Source organism: Mesorhizobium sp. WSM3864, assembly GCF_002294955.1.
Classification (GTDB): Bacteria; Pseudomonadota; Alphaproteobacteria; order Rhizobiales; family Rhizobiaceae; genus Mesorhizobium.
In genome coordinates, this window is sequence record NZ_NSGD01000023.1 from 1 (window position 1) to 17515 (window position 17515).

The following is a 17515-nucleotide window of genomic DNA, read 5'->3' on the forward strand; positions in this document are numbered from 1 at the left end:
ACACCCGCGCGGGGGGGGCGCGCCGGCGCCGCGCCCCCCCCCTTTTTTCTGTCCTTCTTTTGCGCGGGTGGGGGGGGGGGGGGGGGGGGGGGGGCGCCCCCCCCCCCCCCCCGCCGCGCAAGAAAAAATTGGCTTTTTGGTGCGAAACTGCCGGGGACGGCGGCATTCGCCGACAGGCAAACTGATCGAGACAGACGGGTGGGCATCTATCTCCCGATCGCGGAAATTTCCGTCAACGTCTTCGTGCTGCTGGCGATGGGCGCGGCGGTGGGTTTCCTGTCGGGCATGTTCGGGGTCGGCGGCGGCTTCCTGATCACGCCGCTCCTGATCTTCTACAACATCCCGCCGGCGATCGCGGTGGCCACGGGGGCCAACCAGGTCATAGCCTCCTCCTTCTCCGGCGCGCTGTCGCACTTCAAGCGCGGCACGCTCGACTTCAAGCTCGGCGGAGTGCTTCTCGCCGGCGGCATCGTCGGCTCGACCGCCGGCATCTATGTCTTTGCGCTGCTGCGCCGGCTCGGCCAGTTGGACCTCTTCATTTCGCTGCTCTACGTCGCGCTGCTCGGCACCGTCGGCGGGCTGATGCTGGTCGAGAGCGTCAACGCGCTGCGCGCCTCGCGCAGCGGCGCGGCGCCGGTGCTGAAGAAATCCGGCCAGCACAACTGGATTCACCGGCTGCCGTTCAAGATGCGCTTCCGCGCCTCGAAGCTGTTCGTCAGCATCATCCCGGTGCTCGGCCTCGGCGCGGCAATCGGCTTCCTGTCGTCGATCATGGGCGTCGGCGGCGGCTTCATCATGGTGCCGGCGCTGATCTACCTGCTCAAGGTGCCGACCAACGTCGTTATCGGCACCTCACTGTTCCAGATCATCTTCACCTCGGCCTATACCACGCTGGTGCATGCCACGACCAACCAGACGGTCGACGTGATCCTGGCCTTCCTGCTGATGGCGGGCGGCGTTGCCGGCGCGCAATATGGCGCCAAGGCGGGCCAGCGGCTGCGCGGCGAGCAGTTGCGGGCGCTTCTGGCGCTGTTGGTTCTGGCCGTCGCCATCCGCCTGGCCATCGACCTTTTCGTGACGCCTCCCAATCGCTATTCGCTCGCGGGCCTGACCTGATGGGGCCGTTGAGAGCGTTCGCAGCCGCCATCCTGTCGCTCGCTGCCGCAGCACTGCCGGCGGCGGCACAGACGCCGGCGACGGAAAGCATCCAGATCGGCCTGTCGACCGACGCCATTTCGATTACCGCCGGGTTTTCCGGCGCTGACCTCACCATTTTCGGCTCGCTCGAAAATCCCGATCCGCTGATCGCGCGCCAGGGACGCTACGATGTCATCGTCGTGCTGGAGGGTCCCGCCCGCCCCGTCGTCGTGCGCCGCAAGGACAGGGTGCTCGGCGTCTGGATCAATCTGGAATCGGAGACTTTCGAGAACGTGCCGGTATCCTACTCGGTGGCGACGACCCGCCCGCTGCAGGACATCACCGAGCCGAACAGCTACAAGCAGCTGTCTCTCGGCGCTTCGAACCTCTACATGCAACCGGCCGAGCCCAGCGACAGCCCGATCACGATCGAGGAATTCACCTCGGCACTTCGTGAGCGCAAGACGGCGACCGGCCTTTACAGCGAGAATGTCGGGGGCGTCCAGTTCCTGTCGCAGAACCTGTTCCGCGCCACCGTCCGGCTCGCGCCCAACATCCCGGTCGGCACCCATAAGGCACGCGCCTTCCTGTTCAAGAGCGGCATGTTCGTGAAGGAGAGCTCGGCCCAGCTCGAAATCCGCAAGTCCGGTTTCGAACAGTCGATCTTCCGCGTCGCGCACGACTATTCCTTCCTCTACGGCGTGTTCGCCGTGTCGCTTGCCATGCTCACCGGCTGGCTCGGACGCATCGTTTTCCGCAAGGATTGACGTTTTTCGCGCGAATGAGGGTTCCCCTGTTCCCGGATTTGGGATAAGTCGCCGCCTCCCAACTCGGGGACAAGCACACATTCAATTCGGCAGAGCGGTCCGGCGACCGGATGACGGCGCGTTTTTCGACGCCGGCGATGCGCTGCGACGAAACCAATGACAGGAGGCTGCTATGCATCCAGCATTCGGCGGCATCGATTTCGGCACGTCCAATTCCACAGTGGGCGTGATCCGCCACGGCCGGGCGCAACTGGTAGCACTGGAGGGCGAACAGCCCACCTTGCCGAGCGCCGTCTTCTTCAACTTCGAGGACGGCCACACCTATTTCGGCCGCCGCGCGATCGCCGACTACACCGACAGCGTCGAGGGCCGGCTGATGCGCTCGCTGAAAAGCGTTCTCGGCAGCTCGCTCGCCAACGAGAAGACGCGCATCAAGGCGCGCCTGATCGGCTTCACCGACATCATCGGCTTATTCATCAGCCATTTGAAGAAGCGGCTGGAAGAGGATGCCGGCGGCCCGGTCGAACGCGTCGTGCTCGGCCGCCCCGTGCAGTTCGTCGATGACGATGCCGACGCCGACGCCAGGGCGCAAAGCGAGCTCGAAAAGGCGGCGCGCGCACAAGGGTTCAAGCACATCGCCTTCCAGTTCGAGCCGATCGCGGCGGCGCTCGACTACGAACAGAACGTCGCCCGCGAAGAGCTGGCGCTGATCGTCGACATGGGCGGCGGCACCTCCGACTTCTCGATCGTGCGCGTCTCGCCGGAGCGCGCCCGCTCGGACGACCGCAAGGGCGACATATTGGCCAATCGCGGCATCCATATCGGCGGCACGGATTTCGACCGGCTGCTAAGCATCGCCCATATCATGCCCGAGCTCGGCTATCTGATGCCGACCAAGGACGGCAAGCGCAATCTGCCGGCAAGTTATTTCATCGACCTCGCGACCTGGCAGCGCATCAATCTCATCTACACCGCGAAGGCGATCTCGGATTTGAGGCAGATCCGCTTCGAAGCCGAGCGCCCCGATCTCGTCGACCGCTTCATCCACATTGTCGAGCATCGTTACGGGCATGCGATGGCCGGACTGGTCGAACGGGCCAAGATCGCGCTGACAGAATATTCCTGGGCCGAAGTGAAGGTGTCGCTGCCCGGCGTACGCTTCGCGGCCGGGATCACGCGCGCCGGCCTGGAAGAGACGATCGGCGGCGACATCGAACGGGTGGCCGCGACGGTCAGTCGGACGATCGCCGACGCAGGCGTTCCCGCTTCGGCCATCACCGCCGTGTTCCTCACCGGCGGTTCGACGGCGATCCCGCTGGCAAAGCGGCGGATCCTTTCGCTGGTGCCGCAGGCCTCGGTCATCGAAGGCGATATGTTCGGCTCGGTCGGGCTTGGGCTCGCGCTTGATGCGCGACGCAAATTTGCCTGACGCTTCCTTGCTCTAGCCCCTGCCCGTTGGCGGCGCGTCCTGCTTGCCGGAGAGATGCGCCTTGAGCGCCATTTGCGCGAGGCTCGCCTGCCGGTCGCGATGGGTAATCATGGCGAAATCGCGTTTCGGCAGAACGACCGGCACGGATCGCAAGCTGCCTTCCGCCAGCGAGCGCGCAATAACGAGCTCGGAAATGATGGTCGCGCCGGCACCAGCCTCCACCGCCTGACGCACAGCCTCGTTGCTGGGCAGGACAAGAAAGATCTGCAACTCCGCCGGCGGAACCCCTTCACTGCGCGCGAAATCCTCCAGCGCTTCGCGCGTGCCCGACCCGCCCTCCCTGATGATCCAGCGCAACGACCTGATGTCGAGGTTTCCCGCCGGCGTCATCGGAAGCTCGGGATGTGAGCCCGCCACGACCAGCATCGGGCGATCCTCATCGACCGTGGCGCGCCGCAATATGTCGGACTCGGTTCGGCCTTCGACCAGCCCGAAATCGGCCCGGCCGTCCAGCACATTGGTTTCCACTTGCCGCGTGTTGCCGATGGTGACGCTCAGGCGCACCGCCGGATAGGCCTCGTGGAAGGACGCCAGGCGCCTCGGCAGCCAGTAGCTGGCGATGGTCTGACTGGCCGATATCGAAAGGCTGCCGGTGATGGTCTGGGAAACATGCTCCAGCACGTTGTGGGCAGCCGCTGCCCGTTCCAGAACAGCCTTGGCTTCGGGCAGGAAGCGGTGGCCGGTCTGCGCGAGCTCGATGTTGCGGCCGACCCGGTTGAACAGCCGCACGCCATGATGGCTTTCAAGCGCGCGGATGGCGGCAGAGGCGGCCGATTGCGAGATGCCGAGCAGGTCGGCCGCCTTGGTCATGTGGCCATGCTCGGCGACGGCGACGAAGATGCGAAGCTGATCGAGGGTCATGGCCAACTAAGAAGCAAAATCGATCGGAATTACAAGAGCGGCTTGTTAGACAGATGAATCGCTTTGTTCTAACTTTTTACCCGAGCTTGGAAAAAATTGGCCGTTCTGCCGCCAAGGTTGGAAATGATCGGGCGCTTCAAATCCCTTTTCGCGCATTGGAGCCGCCAGCTGAAGCGGCAGTTCGCCGGCGACCGCTACCATCCTGAGCTGCATTATATGCGCGGGCCCGGTCCGAAGACGAAGGCCAAGATGGCAAGCGGCAAGAGCGTTCGCGGATAATGAGCCTAGCTGAACCACGCGGCGCAAACTCCGCGCCCTCGCAGCGGCCGCTGGCCGACAGCCAGGCGCCTGACGAAGGCGACGGCGTCGAGACCTCGCCGAGCGTGTCCGACCGCATCGCCAAAACCACCTGCTACATGTGCGCCTGCCGCTGCGGCATCGACGTCCACATCAAGGACGGCAAGGTGCGCTACATCAACGGCAACAAAGACCACCCGGTGAACCGGGGCGTGATCTGCGGCAAGGGCAGCGCCGGCATCATGCAGCATTACAGCCCGGCGCGGCTGAGGAAGCCGCTGCTGCGCACAGGGCCTCGTGGCTCCGGCGAGTTTCGCGAGATCGAATGGGACGAAGCGCTCACCATCGCCACCGAGCGGCTGTCGGCGGTCCGCCGCACCGATCCGAGAAAGCTTGCCTTTTTCACCGGGCGCGACCAGTCGCAGTCGCTGACCGGCTGGTGGGCGAGCCAGTTCGGCACGCCCAACTTCGCCGCCCATGGCGGCTTCTGCTCGGTCAACATGGCGGCCGGTGGGCTCTACACGATCGGCGGCTCGTTCTGGGAGTTCGGCGAGCCCGACTGGGACAATACGAAATACTTCATGCTGTTCGGCGTCGCCGAGGATCACGATTCCAACCCGATCAAGATCGGCCTCGGCAAGCTCAAGGCGCGCGGCGCCAAGGTGGTGTCGATCAACCCTTGCCGCACCGGCTACAACGCGATTGCCGATGACTGGATCGGCATACGACCCGGCACGGACGGACTGTTCGTGCTGGCGCTCGTCCATGAGTTGCTCAAGGCCGGCCGCATAGATCTCGACTATCTGCTGCGCTACACCAACGCGCCGGTGCTTGTCGTGCAGGATCCCGGTTCCGCCGATGACGGATTGTTCATGCTCGATGGCGACAGCAGCCTGTTGGCTTGGGACAGGGTGGCGAAGGCGCCCGTCAATGCCGCCGATCCGGATGCCAAACCAGCACTGACCGGCAACTACACCGTCAATGGACGCCGCTGCGCACCGGTATTTCAGCTGATCGCCGACCGATACCTGCACGAAAGCCATTCGCCGGAGGCGGTGGCGGAGCGCTGCGGGGTCGGCGCCGACACCATCCGACGGATCGCGGCGGAGCTGGCGCATGTCGCCTTCGAGCAGGCGATCGAGCTGCCGGTCGCCTGGACCGATTGGGCCGGCCGCCGGCACGAGACGATGAAGGGCCGGCCGGTGTCGATGCATGCCATGCGCGGCATCTCGGCCCATTCCAACGGCTTTCATACTTGCCGCGCCATCCACCTGCTGCAGGTTCTGCTCGGCACGGTGGACGTGCCCGGCGGCTTCCGCTTCAAGCCGCCCTATCCGCGTTGCGCGCCGCCGGGGCCAAAGCCCGCAGGCAAGAACGTCCGCCCGATGACGCCGCTGGAGGGCATGCCGCTCGGCTTCGTCTCAGGGCCCGACGATCTGCTCGTCGACGAGGTCGGCACACCGATCCGCATCGACAAGGCCTATTCCTGGGAAGCGCCCTTGGCCGCCCACGGCCTGATGCACAGCGTCATCCGCAATGCCTGGGCCGGCGACCCTTATCCGATCGACACGCTGATGATGTACATGTCGAACATGGCCTGGAACTCCTCGATGAATACCGTCGAGACGGTTCGTATGCTCACCGACAGGGACGAGGCGGGCGACTACAAGATCCCCTTCATCATTTATTCCGACGCCTATTATTCCGAGACGGTGCCGTTCGCCGACCTAGTGCTGCCCGACACGACCTATCTCGAGCGGCACGACTGCATCAGCCTGCTCGACCGGCCGATCAGCCATGCCGACGGGCCGGGCGATGCCATCCGTCACCCGGTGGTGCAGCCGGACCGGGATGTCCGGCCGTTCCAGTCGGTGCTGATCGAGCTCGGCGCGCGGCTCGGCCTGCCTGGTTTCGCCAACGAAGACGGTTCGGCGAAACACCGCGACTATGCCGACTACATCGTCAACCACGAGCGCACGCCCGGCATCGGCCCGCTTGCCGGCTGGCGCGGTAAGAACGGTGACGCGATCGGCAAAGGCGAGGTGAACCCGGACCAGCTGCAGCGCTACATCGACAATGGCGGTTTCTGGCACCACGGGTTCGCCGACGACCAGCGCTATTACAAGATGGGCAACCGCGCCTATCTCGACTTTGCCGTGCAGATGGGATTCATCTCCAAGGCCGATCCGATCATCTTTCAGCTCTATTCGGAGCCGATGCAGCGCTTTCGCCTCGCCGCGCGCGGTCATGGCAAGGTGCAGCCGCCGGAGGCCGAGCGCGACCGGATCGAAGCCTATATGGACCCGCTGCCGTTCTGGTACGCGCCCTTCGAGGACGACACCGTCGATCTCCAGAAATATCCGCTGCATGCGCTGACGCAGCGGCCGATGCATATGTACCATTCCTGGGGCTCGCAGAATGCGTGGCTGAGACAAATCACCAGCCAGAACCGGCTGTTCGTGCACCGGCGGACGGCAGCGAGGCTTGGGCTGGCCGACGACGACTGGGTGTGGATCGAAAGCATCAACGGCCGCGTGAAGGGTCAGATCAAGCTGATCGACGGCGTCAACCCGGACACTGTCTGGACCTGGAACGCTATCGGCAAGCGGCGCGGCAGCTGGGGGCTGAAGGACGACGCCGCAGAGAGCAATCGCGGCTTCCTGCTCAATCACATCATCGGCGACCAGACCGCGGCTACCGTCAACGGCAAGCGTTATTCGAACTCCGACCCCGTCACCGGACAGGCGGCATGGTTCGACGTGCGCGTGCGTATCGCCAAATGCGCCGCGGAAGAGGCCGGCTTCACCGAGCCGCAATTCGAGCGCTTGCGGCAGCCGCCAAATTTCGAGCCGTCACCGGATGTGCTTCGGTTCGGCGATGGATTCCGCATAAAAAGGGAAGCCGCCGAATGACCTGCCTGCCCGCCCAAACCGAGAAGAAGCTCGGCCTCGTCATCGACCTCGACACCTGCGTCGGCTGCCAGGCCTGCGTTACCGCTTGCAAGGAATGGAACACCGGCGGACACATGGCGCCGCTGACCGACATCGATCCGTATGGCGGGCGTGTCGACGGCGTCTGGTTCAACCGCGTGCACAGCTATGAGCACACGACCGAACAAGGCGGCCGCACGGTGAACTTCCCGCGCTCCTGCCTGCATTGCGAGCGGCCAGCCTGCGTCACCGTCTGTCCGACCGGCGCCTCCTACAAGCGCGCCTCCGACGGCATCGTGCTGGTGGACGAGAACAAGTGCATCGGCTGCAAGCTGTGCAGCTGGGCCTGTCCCTATGGCGCGCGCGAATTCGATATGGATGTCGGCGTGATGAAGAAATGCACGCTTTGTGTGGACCGCATCTACAACGACAATCTGGCGACAGAGGACCGCATGCCGGCCTGCGTCGCCGCCTGCCCGACCAGCGCCCGGCATTTCGGCGATCTGGGCGATCCCGCCTCGGCAATCTCGCACCTGGTAGAAGAGCGTGGCGGCGTCGAGTTGATGCCCGAGCTTGGCTACCAGCCGACCAACAAATACCTTCCCCCGCGCGCCCGTACCGAGCACGCGGCGAAGGTGGACGCACCGGCGCTGGAACCGATCCGGGCCGACGGAGGCTTCCTCGGCTGGATCGACCGCATGCTTTCGAACTGAAATTCGCGCAGCCATGCATCCCGCCTATTCCGTCGTGTTCTTCACCACCGCCACCGGGGCCGGTTACGGCCTGCTGGCGCTGCTCGGCGTTCTTGGCGGGCTGGGATTCATCGCACCCGATTTCTGGCTCGGGCTCGTCGGCATGGCGCTTTCGCTTGGCTTGATCGCGGCCGGCCTGCTCTCCTCGACCGGCCATCTCGGCCGCCCTGAACGCGCCTGGCGCGCCTTCTCGCAATGGCGAAGCTCCTGGCTGTCGCGCGAAGGGGCCGCCTCGGTCGCGACCTTCATCCCGGCCGGGCTGTTCGGCATTGGCTGGGTGCTGATGGGCAAAAGCGGCGGTTGGGTCGCCATCGTTGGCCTGCTGGCTGCCGCCGGCGCCGTCGTGACAGTCTGCACGACCGGAATGATCTATGCCTCGCTGAAACCGATCGCGCAGTGGCACAGCCGTTATACTTTGCCGGCTTATCTTATCTTCTCGGTAATGACGGGTGGCTTGCTGCTCAACGGCCTGCTGCGAAGCTTCGGGGCCGGATCAACCGTGGTTCTGGTCGGCGCGCTGCTTGCCACGCTCGCCGGGTGGGGCTGGAAGCTTGCGACCTGGCACTACAACGATCGGCTGGAAATACCGACCACGGCCAACACGGCGACCGGCCTCGCCGGCGGCACGGTGCGGTCCATCGAATGGCCGCACACCGAAGAAAACTACCTGCTCAAGGAGATGGGTTTTCGCATTGCGCGCAAGCATAGCGCGAAGCTGAGGCGCATCACGCAGGTGCTGGCCTTCGCCGTGCCGGCCATCTTGCTCGTGATCGCCTTCGCCTTGCCATGGCCTTTCGCAGCAGCCGCATCACTGCTTGCAGCGCTTATGCAATTCGCGGGCATGCTGGTCGAACGCTGGCTGTTCTTCTCCGAGGCAAAGCACACCGTCACGCTCTATTACGGCAGATGAAGCCGCTTCAGCCCGGCCGCAGCATCGAGCCGGAAATGGCAAAGATGCGCTCCGCACCCAGCATGTAGGCAACAAGCGTTTCCAGGCGGAACAGTCCGGCATAGGCGCGGTCGAGCACGTTGAGCGAGCCGGTATAGGCGCCGAAGGCCGGCATGATCATGCGGCCGCCGTCACCGGCGAAGCAGCGCCGCCTGACCGAGCGGCCGCGCTGGACGATGCGGGCGCAGGGGTGCAGATGGCCGGCGATCTCGCCCTCCACCCGCAGCTTGGATGGTTCATGGCGGAAGACAAGCGAACCGATCGCGAGTTCCCTCACCGTCTCGCCAGGCAGGTCGGCGGGAGCATCCGGATCATGATTGCCGGCAACCCAGAACCAGTCGCGGCCGGCCATCATCGCCTCCAGCCGCTCGCGGAAGCTTAGATGCATGCGCTCGGCGCCGCCGCCGTCGTGGAAGGAGTCGCCAAGGCTGACGACGATCCGCGGACCGTAGTCGGCGATCACGGCCTGCAGGCGCAGCAAGGTCGCACCTGTGTCATAAGGCGGGATCAGCGCGCCGCGCCTGGCGAAGGACGAGCCCTTTTCGAGATGCAGGTCGGAGACCGCAAGCAGCCGCAGATCGGGGAAATAGAGCACGCCGCGCCGGTCGCAAACCGCGCGTTCGCCGGCGATGCCGACAAAGTCGGCCTCGGCGATCAGCGTTGCGCGCGACAGCGAAAAATCCATCCCCTCTTGCCTTCGCTCAGTCGGCCATCTCCGGCCCCATGGCCTCTTCAACGAGGGTGGCGGCATCCATCAACAGCGTTTCATCCGCCTCGCCATGCACCGGCATCTTGCCGATTTCGAGCATGATCGGCACGGCTAGCGGCGATATCTGTTCCAGGTCCTTATGCACGATTCGACCGCGGATGCGCGAGAGCATCTCGGCAAGTCTGCTGACATCGAGCAATCCGGTCGCTGCATCGGCACGCGTCGCCTGGAGCAGGATGTGGTCGGGCTCGTGGCTGCGCAGCACATCATAAATCAGGTCTGTCGAGACGGTGACCTGGCGGCCGCTTTTCTCCTTGCCGGGATGACGTTTCTCGATCAATCCGGAAATCAGCGCGCAGTTGCGGAAGGTGCGCTTGAGCAGCCAGCTGTCGGCAAACCATGCCTCGAGATCGTCACCGAGCATGTCCTGATCGAAGAGCGCAGCCAGCGATGGTTTTTTGTTTTTGAACATCCAGCCCATGTCGGCCAGCGACCAAATAGCCAACGCATAGTCGGTGGCAACGAAGCCGACCGGTTTGGCGCCCGCTCGATCCAGGCGGCGCGTCAGCAGCATGCCCAGCGTCTGATGCGCGAGCCTGCCTTCGAACGGATAGGCTACGAGATAGTGCCGGTTTCCGCGTGGAAAGGTCTCGATCAGCAGATCGTCCCGTTTCGGCAGGACGGATTTATCCGCCTGAAACCGCAGCCAATCGGCCACCTGCTCGGGCAGCTTTTTCCAGCGCTGCGGATCGTCGAGCATGGCGCGCACCTGCTCGGCGAGATAAGTCGAAAGCGGGAATTTGCCGCCGCCGTAGTAGGGCACCTTTGCTTCGCTTCCGGGAGCATTCGACACGAAGCACTCATTGTTGCGGATACCCTCGAAGCGCAGAACCCTTCCGGCGAACATGAAAGTGTCGCCATAGGTCAAGGTCTCGAGAAACGCTTCCTCGATCTTTCCCAAGACTCTGCCGCCGCGCGAGGCCGCGCCCTTGCTTCCAGCTTGGACGTAACGAACGTTGAGGGCCGGCACTTCGATGATGGTCCCGACATTGAGCCGGTACTGTTGCGCCACGCGGGGATTGGATACTCGCCACAAGCCTTCCTTGGTTTGGCGAATGCGGGCGTAGCGCTCGTAGTTTCTCAGCGCGTATCCGCCGGTGGCGACGAAGTCGATGACCCGGTCGAATGTCGGGCGGTCTAGGCTGACATAGGGCGCAGCCGACCTCACCTCATCAAACAGCGCGTCGGCGTGGAACGGGGCACCGCAGGCGCAGCCGAGCACATGCTGCGCCAGCACGTCGAGCCCGCCATTGACCAAAGGCGGCGTGTCCTGCGCGCCGAGATAGTTGGCGTCGAGCGCGGCACGGCATTCAAGCACCTCAAACCGGTTGGCCGGGATCAGGATCGCCTTCGATGGCTCGTCCATGCGGTGGTTGGCGCGGCCGATGCGCTGCGCCAGGCGGCTGGCCCCCTTCGGCGCGCCGACATGCACGACCAGATCGACATCGCCCCAGTCGATGCCCAGGTCCAATGTCGAGGTGGCGACGATAGCGCGCAAGGCGTTTTCGCCCATCGCCTTCTCGACCCGCCGCCGCTGGGCGACGTCGAGCGAGCCGTGATGCAAGGCGATCGGCAACGTGTCGTCGTTGACGCGCCACAGCTCCTGAAACAGCAGCTCGGCCTGGCTGCGCGTGTTGACAAAGAGCAGCGTCGTCTTGTGCCTCTTGACCTCGCGATAGATCTCCGGAGTGGCGTAGCGGGCGGAATGGCCAGCCCATGGCACCCGCTCCTCGGAATCGAGAATGGAGATGTCGGGCTTGGCGCCGCCTGTGACGACGATCAACTCGGACATGGCCTCAGGGGAAGCCTGGCTGACCAGCCAGCGCCGCAATTCATCCGGCTCGGCGACCGTAGCCGACAGGCCGATGGTCTGCAGCTCAGGGACAAACGCGCGCAGCCGCGCCAGGCCTAGCGCCAAAAGATGCCCGCGCTTCGAGGTGACGAGCGAATGCAATTCGTCGAGGACGACATAACGCAAATCCTCGAAGAAGCGCCTGGCGTCGGCCGAGGCAATCAGAAGAGCGAGCTGTTCGGGGGTGGTGAGCAGAATGTCGGGCGGCGCAAGCTTCTGGCGCTGGCGCTTGTGCGAGGGCGTGTCGCCGGTGCGGGTTTCGATGGTGACCGGCAGTCCGATCTCCTCGACCGGCTTGCCGAGGTTGCGCTCGATGTCGACGGCCAGCGCCTTGAGCGGCGAGATGTAGAGCGTGTGGATGCCACGGTGCGCCCCACCGGGCCTGCGGCGCGGACGTCTGGCGAGCTCGGTAAGCGAGGGCAGGAATCCGGCCAGCGTCTTGCCGGCGCCGGTCGGCGCGATCAGCAGCGCCGATTGGCCGGCTTGAGCCTTCGCCAGCAGTTCGAGCTGGTGGGCGCGCGGCGACCAGCCTTTTGCAGCGAACCATTTTACGAACGGCTCGGGGAGAAGGACGGCGACATTCTGTTCGGCGAGGCGCGGCTGCTCTGTCACGCGCAAAGAGGTAGCGCGCTGGCAAGCGATCGCCAAGGAAAATCGGAACAAAAGGGGATCATTCTTCCCCTCTCCCCCTTGTGGGAGAAGGTGGCCCGGCGCGCAGCGCCGAGACTAATGAGGGTGATCCAGCTCGGCCTACTTACCCCTCACCCATTGCCAACCGATTTGCGAAGAGCAAATCGGGGCAATCCGACTTCTCTCCCATGGGGAGAGGTTAGGGCGGCGCTAAGGCCTGCGGAACCCGGTCGGGCCGCCATAGAGATAGCCGATCCGCTCGACGGCCTCCTTCAGCCCTTCGCGCGAGACCAGCATGGTGTCGCCATTGGCGTGGATCATGTCCTTCGCGTCGGTCATGATCGCGACGTGGCCCTTCCAGAAGACGAGGTCGCCGCGCTGCAGCCCGGAAAAGTCAGGGCCCGGCTCGCCCGGCTCGAGCGGCGTCCCGATCGATGCCGCCTGCATGTCGGAGTCGCGCAGCACATCCTTGCCGGTCATGCGCATCGACAGTTGCACGAGGCCGGAGCAGTCGATGCCCAAGCCGGAGACGCCGCCCCAGAGGTAAGGCGTGCCGAGGAAGCTTTCGGCGACCGTCACAAAGTCGGCTGCCACCTCGGCGAGCGGCCGCAGATGGCGGGCAATGACTGCCTGGCCCGATGGCAACAGTGCGTAGTGCGTGCCGCGCGTTTCGGCGGAACCCGTCACCGTCACCGCGGAGCCCATCGACAGTTGCCCGCCGATCGGGGAGCGCAGGTCCGGTCCGGGATAGAGGAAGGTGCGCGGCACGGAGACGATGTGGCTGGGCGCATGCTCACGTGCGCCGAGCACATTGTCGGCCACATAGCCGACATAGCCGTCGCGCTCGGCCTGCACCCAGGCCCAGCCTTCCGCAACCTCGAAGACCAGCACGTCGTCGCCGAACAGCGCCTGCGTGTTGATGCCGGCATCGGGGCGCGGAGCCTTGCGCAGGTCGGCGACGGCGGTGGTGATCCGCGCTGGGCGACCGGCGACAAAGCGATCGGCGGCGACTTCCCCCTTCAGCCTGGCATCGGCGAGATCGGAACGAAAGGCGTGAAGGCGGGCATCCCTGGCGGTCAAATCGGTAGTCCAGTCAAATGAGTTTATCGGTCAGACAGACGAGTTGTCGGTCAGATGGGCAGCTCATGCGCCTTTGCGACGATACCATCGCCGAAGCGCTCGACAAAGAGCGCGCCCTCCACCGTGCGCCGGATGAGCACATTGCGCTTGTCGAGCTCGTCGCGGTGGCGCGAGACCAGCTTCAGCGCGCCCATCGTGTCGAGCGCGCGGGTAATGACCGGCTTGGTGACGTTGAGCCTCGCGGCCAGCCCGCGCACCGTATGCGGCGGCGGATCGAGGTAGATGGTGAGCAGGATGGCGGTCTGGCGCATGGTGAGGTCGGGCGCGTCGTCGCGCACCTGCGACAGCAATACCTGCTGCCACAGTCGCAAGGCCTGGCTCGGGCGCATCGAGATCGACATTTGCCAACCATGACGGCAAATTGTTTCGCTTCCGTTTCAGTCCGCGGCGGCTTTTGCCAGTTTTCTCGTCACACTCACCCGAAGCGCTTCGAGATCACTCGCTCCAGCGCGCGAATGCCTTGCGCCTCGCCCCCGGTCAGGCCGTGCGGGCGGTCATTCGGGTTCCAGGCAAAAATGTCGAAATGCGCCCAGCCGGGCGTCTTCTCGACAAAGCGCTTGAGGAAGAGCGCCGCCGTGATCGATCCGGCGAAGCCGTCCGTCGTGACATTGTTGACGTCGGCGATCTTCGAGGAAAGCTTCGCGTCATAGGGACGCCACAGCGGCATGCGCCACAGCGGATCCTCGACAGCAAGCGAAGCCGCAGCCAGGTCGGACGCCAGTGCCTCGTCGCCGGTGTAGAAGGGCGGCAGATCGGGGCCGAGCGCAACACGGGCCGCTCCGGTCAAGGTCGCCATGTCGAACAGCAGGGCCGGCCTTTCCTCGTCGGCAAGCGCCAGAGCGTCGGCCAGCACCAGCCGGCCTTCAGCATCGGTGTTGCCGATCTCCACCGTTATGCCCTTGCGACTCCTCAGCACGTCGCCAGGCCGGAAGGCATTGCCGGCGATCGAATTCTCGACCGCAGGGATCAGCACGCGCAGCCGCACATTTCGTTTCGCCGCCATGATCATCGAGGCGAGACCCAGCACGTTGGCGGCGCCGCCCATGTCCTTCTTCATCAGCAGCATGCCCGACGACGGCTTGATGTCGAGGCCGCCGGTGTCGAAGCAGACGCCCTTGCCGACCAGCGTCACCTTCGGCGCGTCGCTCGGGCCCCAGGTCATGTCAATCAGCCTCGGCGCGCCGGCCGAGGCGCGGCCGACGGCATGGATCATCGGAAAATTCCGCGCCAGGAGATCGTCACCCTTGACGACGGAGACGTCGGCACCGTGCCCGGCTGCCAATGCCTGGACGGCCTCCTCCAACTCATCCGGCCCCATGTCGCTCGTCGGCGTGTTGACGAGATCGCGCGTCAGGAAAATAGCCTCGGCGGTGCGGCGCACATGCGCGCCGTCGGCGCCCGACGGCAGCGCGAAGCGCAACGCCCAGCCGGGTTTCTTGCCGTAGCGGGTGAAGGCGTAGCCGCCGAGGACGACGGCCAGCGCCGCAAGATCGGGCGCTGGCAGATCCTGGGCGAAATGCCATTCACCCTCGGGCAGCGACCGCGCCAGGGCGCCCACGGCAAGCTGGCTCTCGCCGTCGCCGGTGCCGAACAGCGCGCCGGCGAGACCGCCACCTTCGCCCGGCAGAACGAGCGTGCGGCCCGCCTCGCCGGAAAAGCCGTTGGCCCGTGCCCAGGCGATGACGGAAGGGGAAAGGCCAGTGCCGTCGAGGCCATCCTTTCCCACCAGGTAGACTGGCAAGGCTGCTTCCGGTTTCTGGTCAACGAGTTCAACAGGCATTCGATGGTCTCCGGCCGGCACAGCGAGTCGGCTTCTTAACGATCCGTTAGGGTTAACAGAATATTTCTGTGGGAGGGAAGACGGCCAGCTTAATGGCCGCGCAGGAATGGAGATAGGCGCCGATGCCGCTCAAAGCGTTGACCTTCACAAGCAAGCGTCTGGTCACCACGGCATTGATGGCGATGCTGGCGGCCAGCGTGGCCGGCTGCGGCAGCACCAGCAAGTTCACGACTGGCTCCATTTCCCGCTCCGACAACCGGCCCCTGGAAACGATGTCGGCCAGCGACCTGCACAGTGCCACGACCAGGCTCGGCGAATCCTACGCCCGGAACCCGAATGACAAACGCATCGCCACCAACTATGCCGCGGCGCTGCAGATGGATGGCGACGCCGACCAGTCGCTGGCGGTGATGCGCAAGCTCGCGATCGCCTACCCCAAGGACCGCGACGTGCTCGCCGCCTACGGCAAGGCGCTTGCCGCCAACGGGCAGTTCGAGCAGGCGCTCGATGCGGTGCGCCGCGCGCAGACGCCGGAATATCCGGACTGGCGCCTGGTTTCGGCGGAAGCCGCCATCCTCGACCAAATGGGGCAGCGGGACGAGGCACGTCAGGACTACCGGAAGGCGCTCGAGCTCAAGCCGAACGAACCCTCGATCCTTTCCAATCTCGGCATGTCCTATGTGCTGGAGGGGGATCTGCGCACCGCCGAGACCTATATGCGCTCGGCCGCGCAGCAGCCTAACGCAGACAGCCGGGTGCGGCAGAACCTGGCGCTGGTCGTCGGCCTGCAGGGCCGCTTCGACGAGGCCGAAAAGATCGCCTCGCAGGAGCTTTCGCCGGAGCAGGCGCAGGCCAACATCGCCTATCTGCGCCAGATGCTTGCGCAGCAGAACGCCTGGAGCCAGCTCAAGGATCAGGACAAGGGCAAGGCGAAGGTCGCGACCAACTGACCGCCCGGCACCTAGAGAGGTCACGGCTTACGGAAACCGCGAACTGCTCTAGCTGTTTGTTTTTTCCGTAATTCCGGACGGAAAACCGTTACACACTTTTCCTGGAATTGCTTCAAGGTTAGGCCAAACAGCATAGCCGCGCGGCGCCTGCCACGCGGCTTCTGTCATGACTTCGATGGCTTCGCCTATTGGCTGCTGGAATTGTGCTGATCGCCAAAGATGCCGCGCTGGCTGACCTGGATGCCGGCCGGCCCTAGAATGATGGCGAACAGAACCGGCAGGAAGAACAGGATCATCGGCACGGTGAGCTTGGGCGGCAGCGCTGCGGCCTTCTTTTCGGCCGCATTCATACGCATGTCGCGGCTTTCCGAGGCGAGCACGCGCAGCGCATGCGCCACCGGCGTGCCGTAGCGCTCCGCCTGGACCAGGGCCTGGGTCACCGCCTTCACGGAATCCAGGCCGGTGCGGCTTGCCAGGTTCTCGTAAGCGACCCTGCGGTCCTGCAGATAGGAGAGCTCGGCATTGGTGAGCACGAATTCCTCCGCGAGGGCGACGGACTGAGTACCGATCTCGTCGGCGACCTTGCGAAGCGCTGCTTCCACCGACATGCCCGATTCGACGCAGATCAGCATCAGGTCGAGCGCGTCCGGCCATGCCAGTTGGATCGACTGCTTGCGTTTGGTGGCGCGGTTGTTGACGTAGAGGATCGGCGCATAGAAGCCGCCATAGGCGACAAGAATGCAGACGAACAGCTTGATGAAGGCAGGCTGCTGCGCCAGACCGCCGAGAAGGAACAGATAGATCGCCGCGAGCGCGAATCCGACGAAGGGCAGGATGAGACGAAAGAACAGGAAGCGCGTCAGCGGATTCTGGCCGCGGAAGCCCGCGACTTTCAGCTTCTGCAGCGTGCCTTCGTCGGCAAGCGCGCGCTTGAGATCCAGCCGTTCGACGATGTTGCGCATGCCGATCGACTGTTCCTCGCGCAAACCCTTGCGGCGGCGATCGGCTTCATTGGCGAGCCGCTGGCGCTGCTTGGCGCGCAGCTCATCACGCTCGAGCGCCACGGTTTTCATGCGCGCCTTGAGCTGATTGCCGCCAAGCGCAGGCATGAGCGTGAAGACGGTCGCAAAAACCGCGATGCCGACCAGGAGCGCGATAAGAAACGAAGGATCGGTTAGCGTCTTGACGACCTGGTCTGTCATTGGATCCGCG

General features: G+C 64.7%; 14 protein-coding genes. 7 read left to right on the forward strand and 7 right to left on the reverse strand.

What is annotated here, in order from left to right:
* Window positions 1-198 precede the first annotated feature (198 nt).
* The 3 genes from CK215_RS27000 to CK215_RS27010 all read left to right on the forward strand — a co-directional run bounded on the left by CK215_RS27000 (window position 199) and on the right by CK215_RS27010 (window position 3333).
* On the forward strand, window positions 199-1116 hold the full coding sequence (locus tag CK215_RS27000) for a sulfite exporter TauE/SafE family protein (RefSeq protein ID WP_066996707.1): 918 nt from the start codon (window positions 199-201) through the stop codon (window positions 1114-1116).
* Window positions 1116-1904, forward strand: a complete 789-nt coding sequence (locus CK215_RS27005; protein WP_067322676.1) for a TIGR02186 family protein — start codon at window positions 1116-1118, stop codon at window positions 1902-1904. Before CK215_RS27000 ends, CK215_RS27005 begins: the two co-directional genes overlap by 1 nt.
* A gap of 172 nt (window positions 1905-2076) precedes the next feature.
* Window positions 2077-3333 (forward strand): Hsp70 family protein, encoded by a 1257-nt coding sequence (locus tag CK215_RS27010; protein ID WP_095832731.1) that lies wholly within the window; start codon window positions 2077-2079, stop codon window positions 3331-3333.
* A 12-nt stretch (window positions 3334-3345) separates the two neighbouring features.
* Here the strand turns inward: CK215_RS27010 and CK215_RS27015 are convergent, their stop codons facing one another.
* A complete protein-coding gene (locus CK215_RS27015) occupies window positions 3346-4254 on the reverse strand; it encodes a LysR substrate-binding domain-containing protein (protein ID WP_095832732.1) in 909 nt (302 codons plus the stop codon).
* Between the two features lie 278 nt (window positions 4255-4532).
* Between CK215_RS27015 and CK215_RS27020 the strand changes: the two genes are divergently transcribed.
* Genes CK215_RS27020 through CK215_RS27030 form a run of 3 tightly spaced genes read left to right on the forward strand, consistent with a single transcriptional unit; the run spans window position 4533 to window position 9143 of the window.
* A complete protein-coding gene (locus CK215_RS27020) occupies window positions 4533-7463 on the forward strand; it encodes a molybdopterin oxidoreductase family protein (protein ID WP_095832733.1) in 2931 nt (976 codons plus the stop codon).
* Window positions 7460-8194 (forward strand): 4Fe-4S dicluster domain-containing protein, encoded by a 735-nt coding sequence (locus CK215_RS27025; RefSeq protein WP_095832734.1) that lies wholly within the window; start codon window positions 7460-7462, stop codon window positions 8192-8194. Before CK215_RS27020 ends, CK215_RS27025 begins: the two co-directional genes overlap by 4 nt.
* Window positions 8195-8207: 13 nt before the next feature.
* Window positions 8208-9143: a DmsC/YnfH family molybdoenzyme membrane anchor subunit gene (locus tag CK215_RS27030; RefSeq protein ID WP_095832735.1), complete on the forward strand. Its 936-nt coding sequence runs from the start codon at window positions 8208-8210 to the stop codon at window positions 9141-9143.
* A 7-nt stretch (window positions 9144-9150) separates the two neighbouring features.
* On the opposite strand, the gene pdeM is transcribed toward CK215_RS27030, so the two are convergent.
* From pdeM to CK215_RS27055, 5 genes are all read right to left on the reverse strand, one after another.
* A complete protein-coding gene (gene pdeM / locus CK215_RS27035) occupies window positions 9151-9867 on the reverse strand; it encodes a ligase-associated DNA damage response endonuclease PdeM (RefSeq protein ID WP_095832736.1) in 717 nt (238 codons plus the stop codon).
* Window positions 9868-9883: 16 nt separating this feature from the next.
* Window positions 9884-12415, reverse strand: a complete 2532-nt coding sequence (locus CK215_RS27040) for a ligase-associated DNA damage response DEXH box helicase (RefSeq protein ID WP_095832761.1) — start codon at window positions 12413-12415, stop codon at window positions 9884-9886.
* A 228-nt stretch (window positions 12416-12643) separates the two neighbouring features.
* The gene (locus tag CK215_RS27045) at window positions 12644-13513 is read right to left on the reverse strand and encodes an NlpC/P60 family protein (protein WP_095832737.1); all 870 of its coding nucleotides are present in this window, start codon (window positions 13511-13513) and stop codon (window positions 12644-12646) included.
* A 50-nt stretch (window positions 13514-13563) separates the two neighbouring features.
* The gene (locus CK215_RS27050) at window positions 13564-13914 is read right to left on the reverse strand and encodes a MarR family winged helix-turn-helix transcriptional regulator (RefSeq protein ID WP_066996450.1); all 351 of its coding nucleotides are present in this window, start codon (window positions 13912-13914) and stop codon (window positions 13564-13566) included.
* Window positions 13915-13988: 74 nt separating this feature from the next.
* Window positions 13989-15353 (reverse strand): leucyl aminopeptidase family protein, encoded by a 1365-nt coding sequence (locus CK215_RS27055; protein ID WP_095832738.1) that lies wholly within the window; start codon window positions 15351-15353, stop codon window positions 13989-13991.
* Window positions 15354-15475: 122 nt separating this feature from the next.
* On the opposite strand from CK215_RS27055, the gene CK215_RS27060 reads away from it, so the two are divergent.
* Complete coding sequence (locus CK215_RS27060) at window positions 15476-16303, forward strand: tetratricopeptide repeat protein (RefSeq protein WP_095832739.1); 828 nt, start codon at window positions 15476-15478, stop codon at window positions 16301-16303.
* Window positions 16304-16488: 185 nt separating this feature from the next.
* Here CK215_RS27060 and CK215_RS27065 read toward each other — a convergent pair whose 3' ends face one another.
* A complete protein-coding gene (locus CK215_RS27065; protein WP_066996444.1) occupies window positions 16489-17505 on the reverse strand; it encodes a type II secretion system F family protein in 1017 nt (338 codons plus the stop codon).
* Between the last annotated feature and the right edge of the window lie 10 nt (window positions 17506-17515).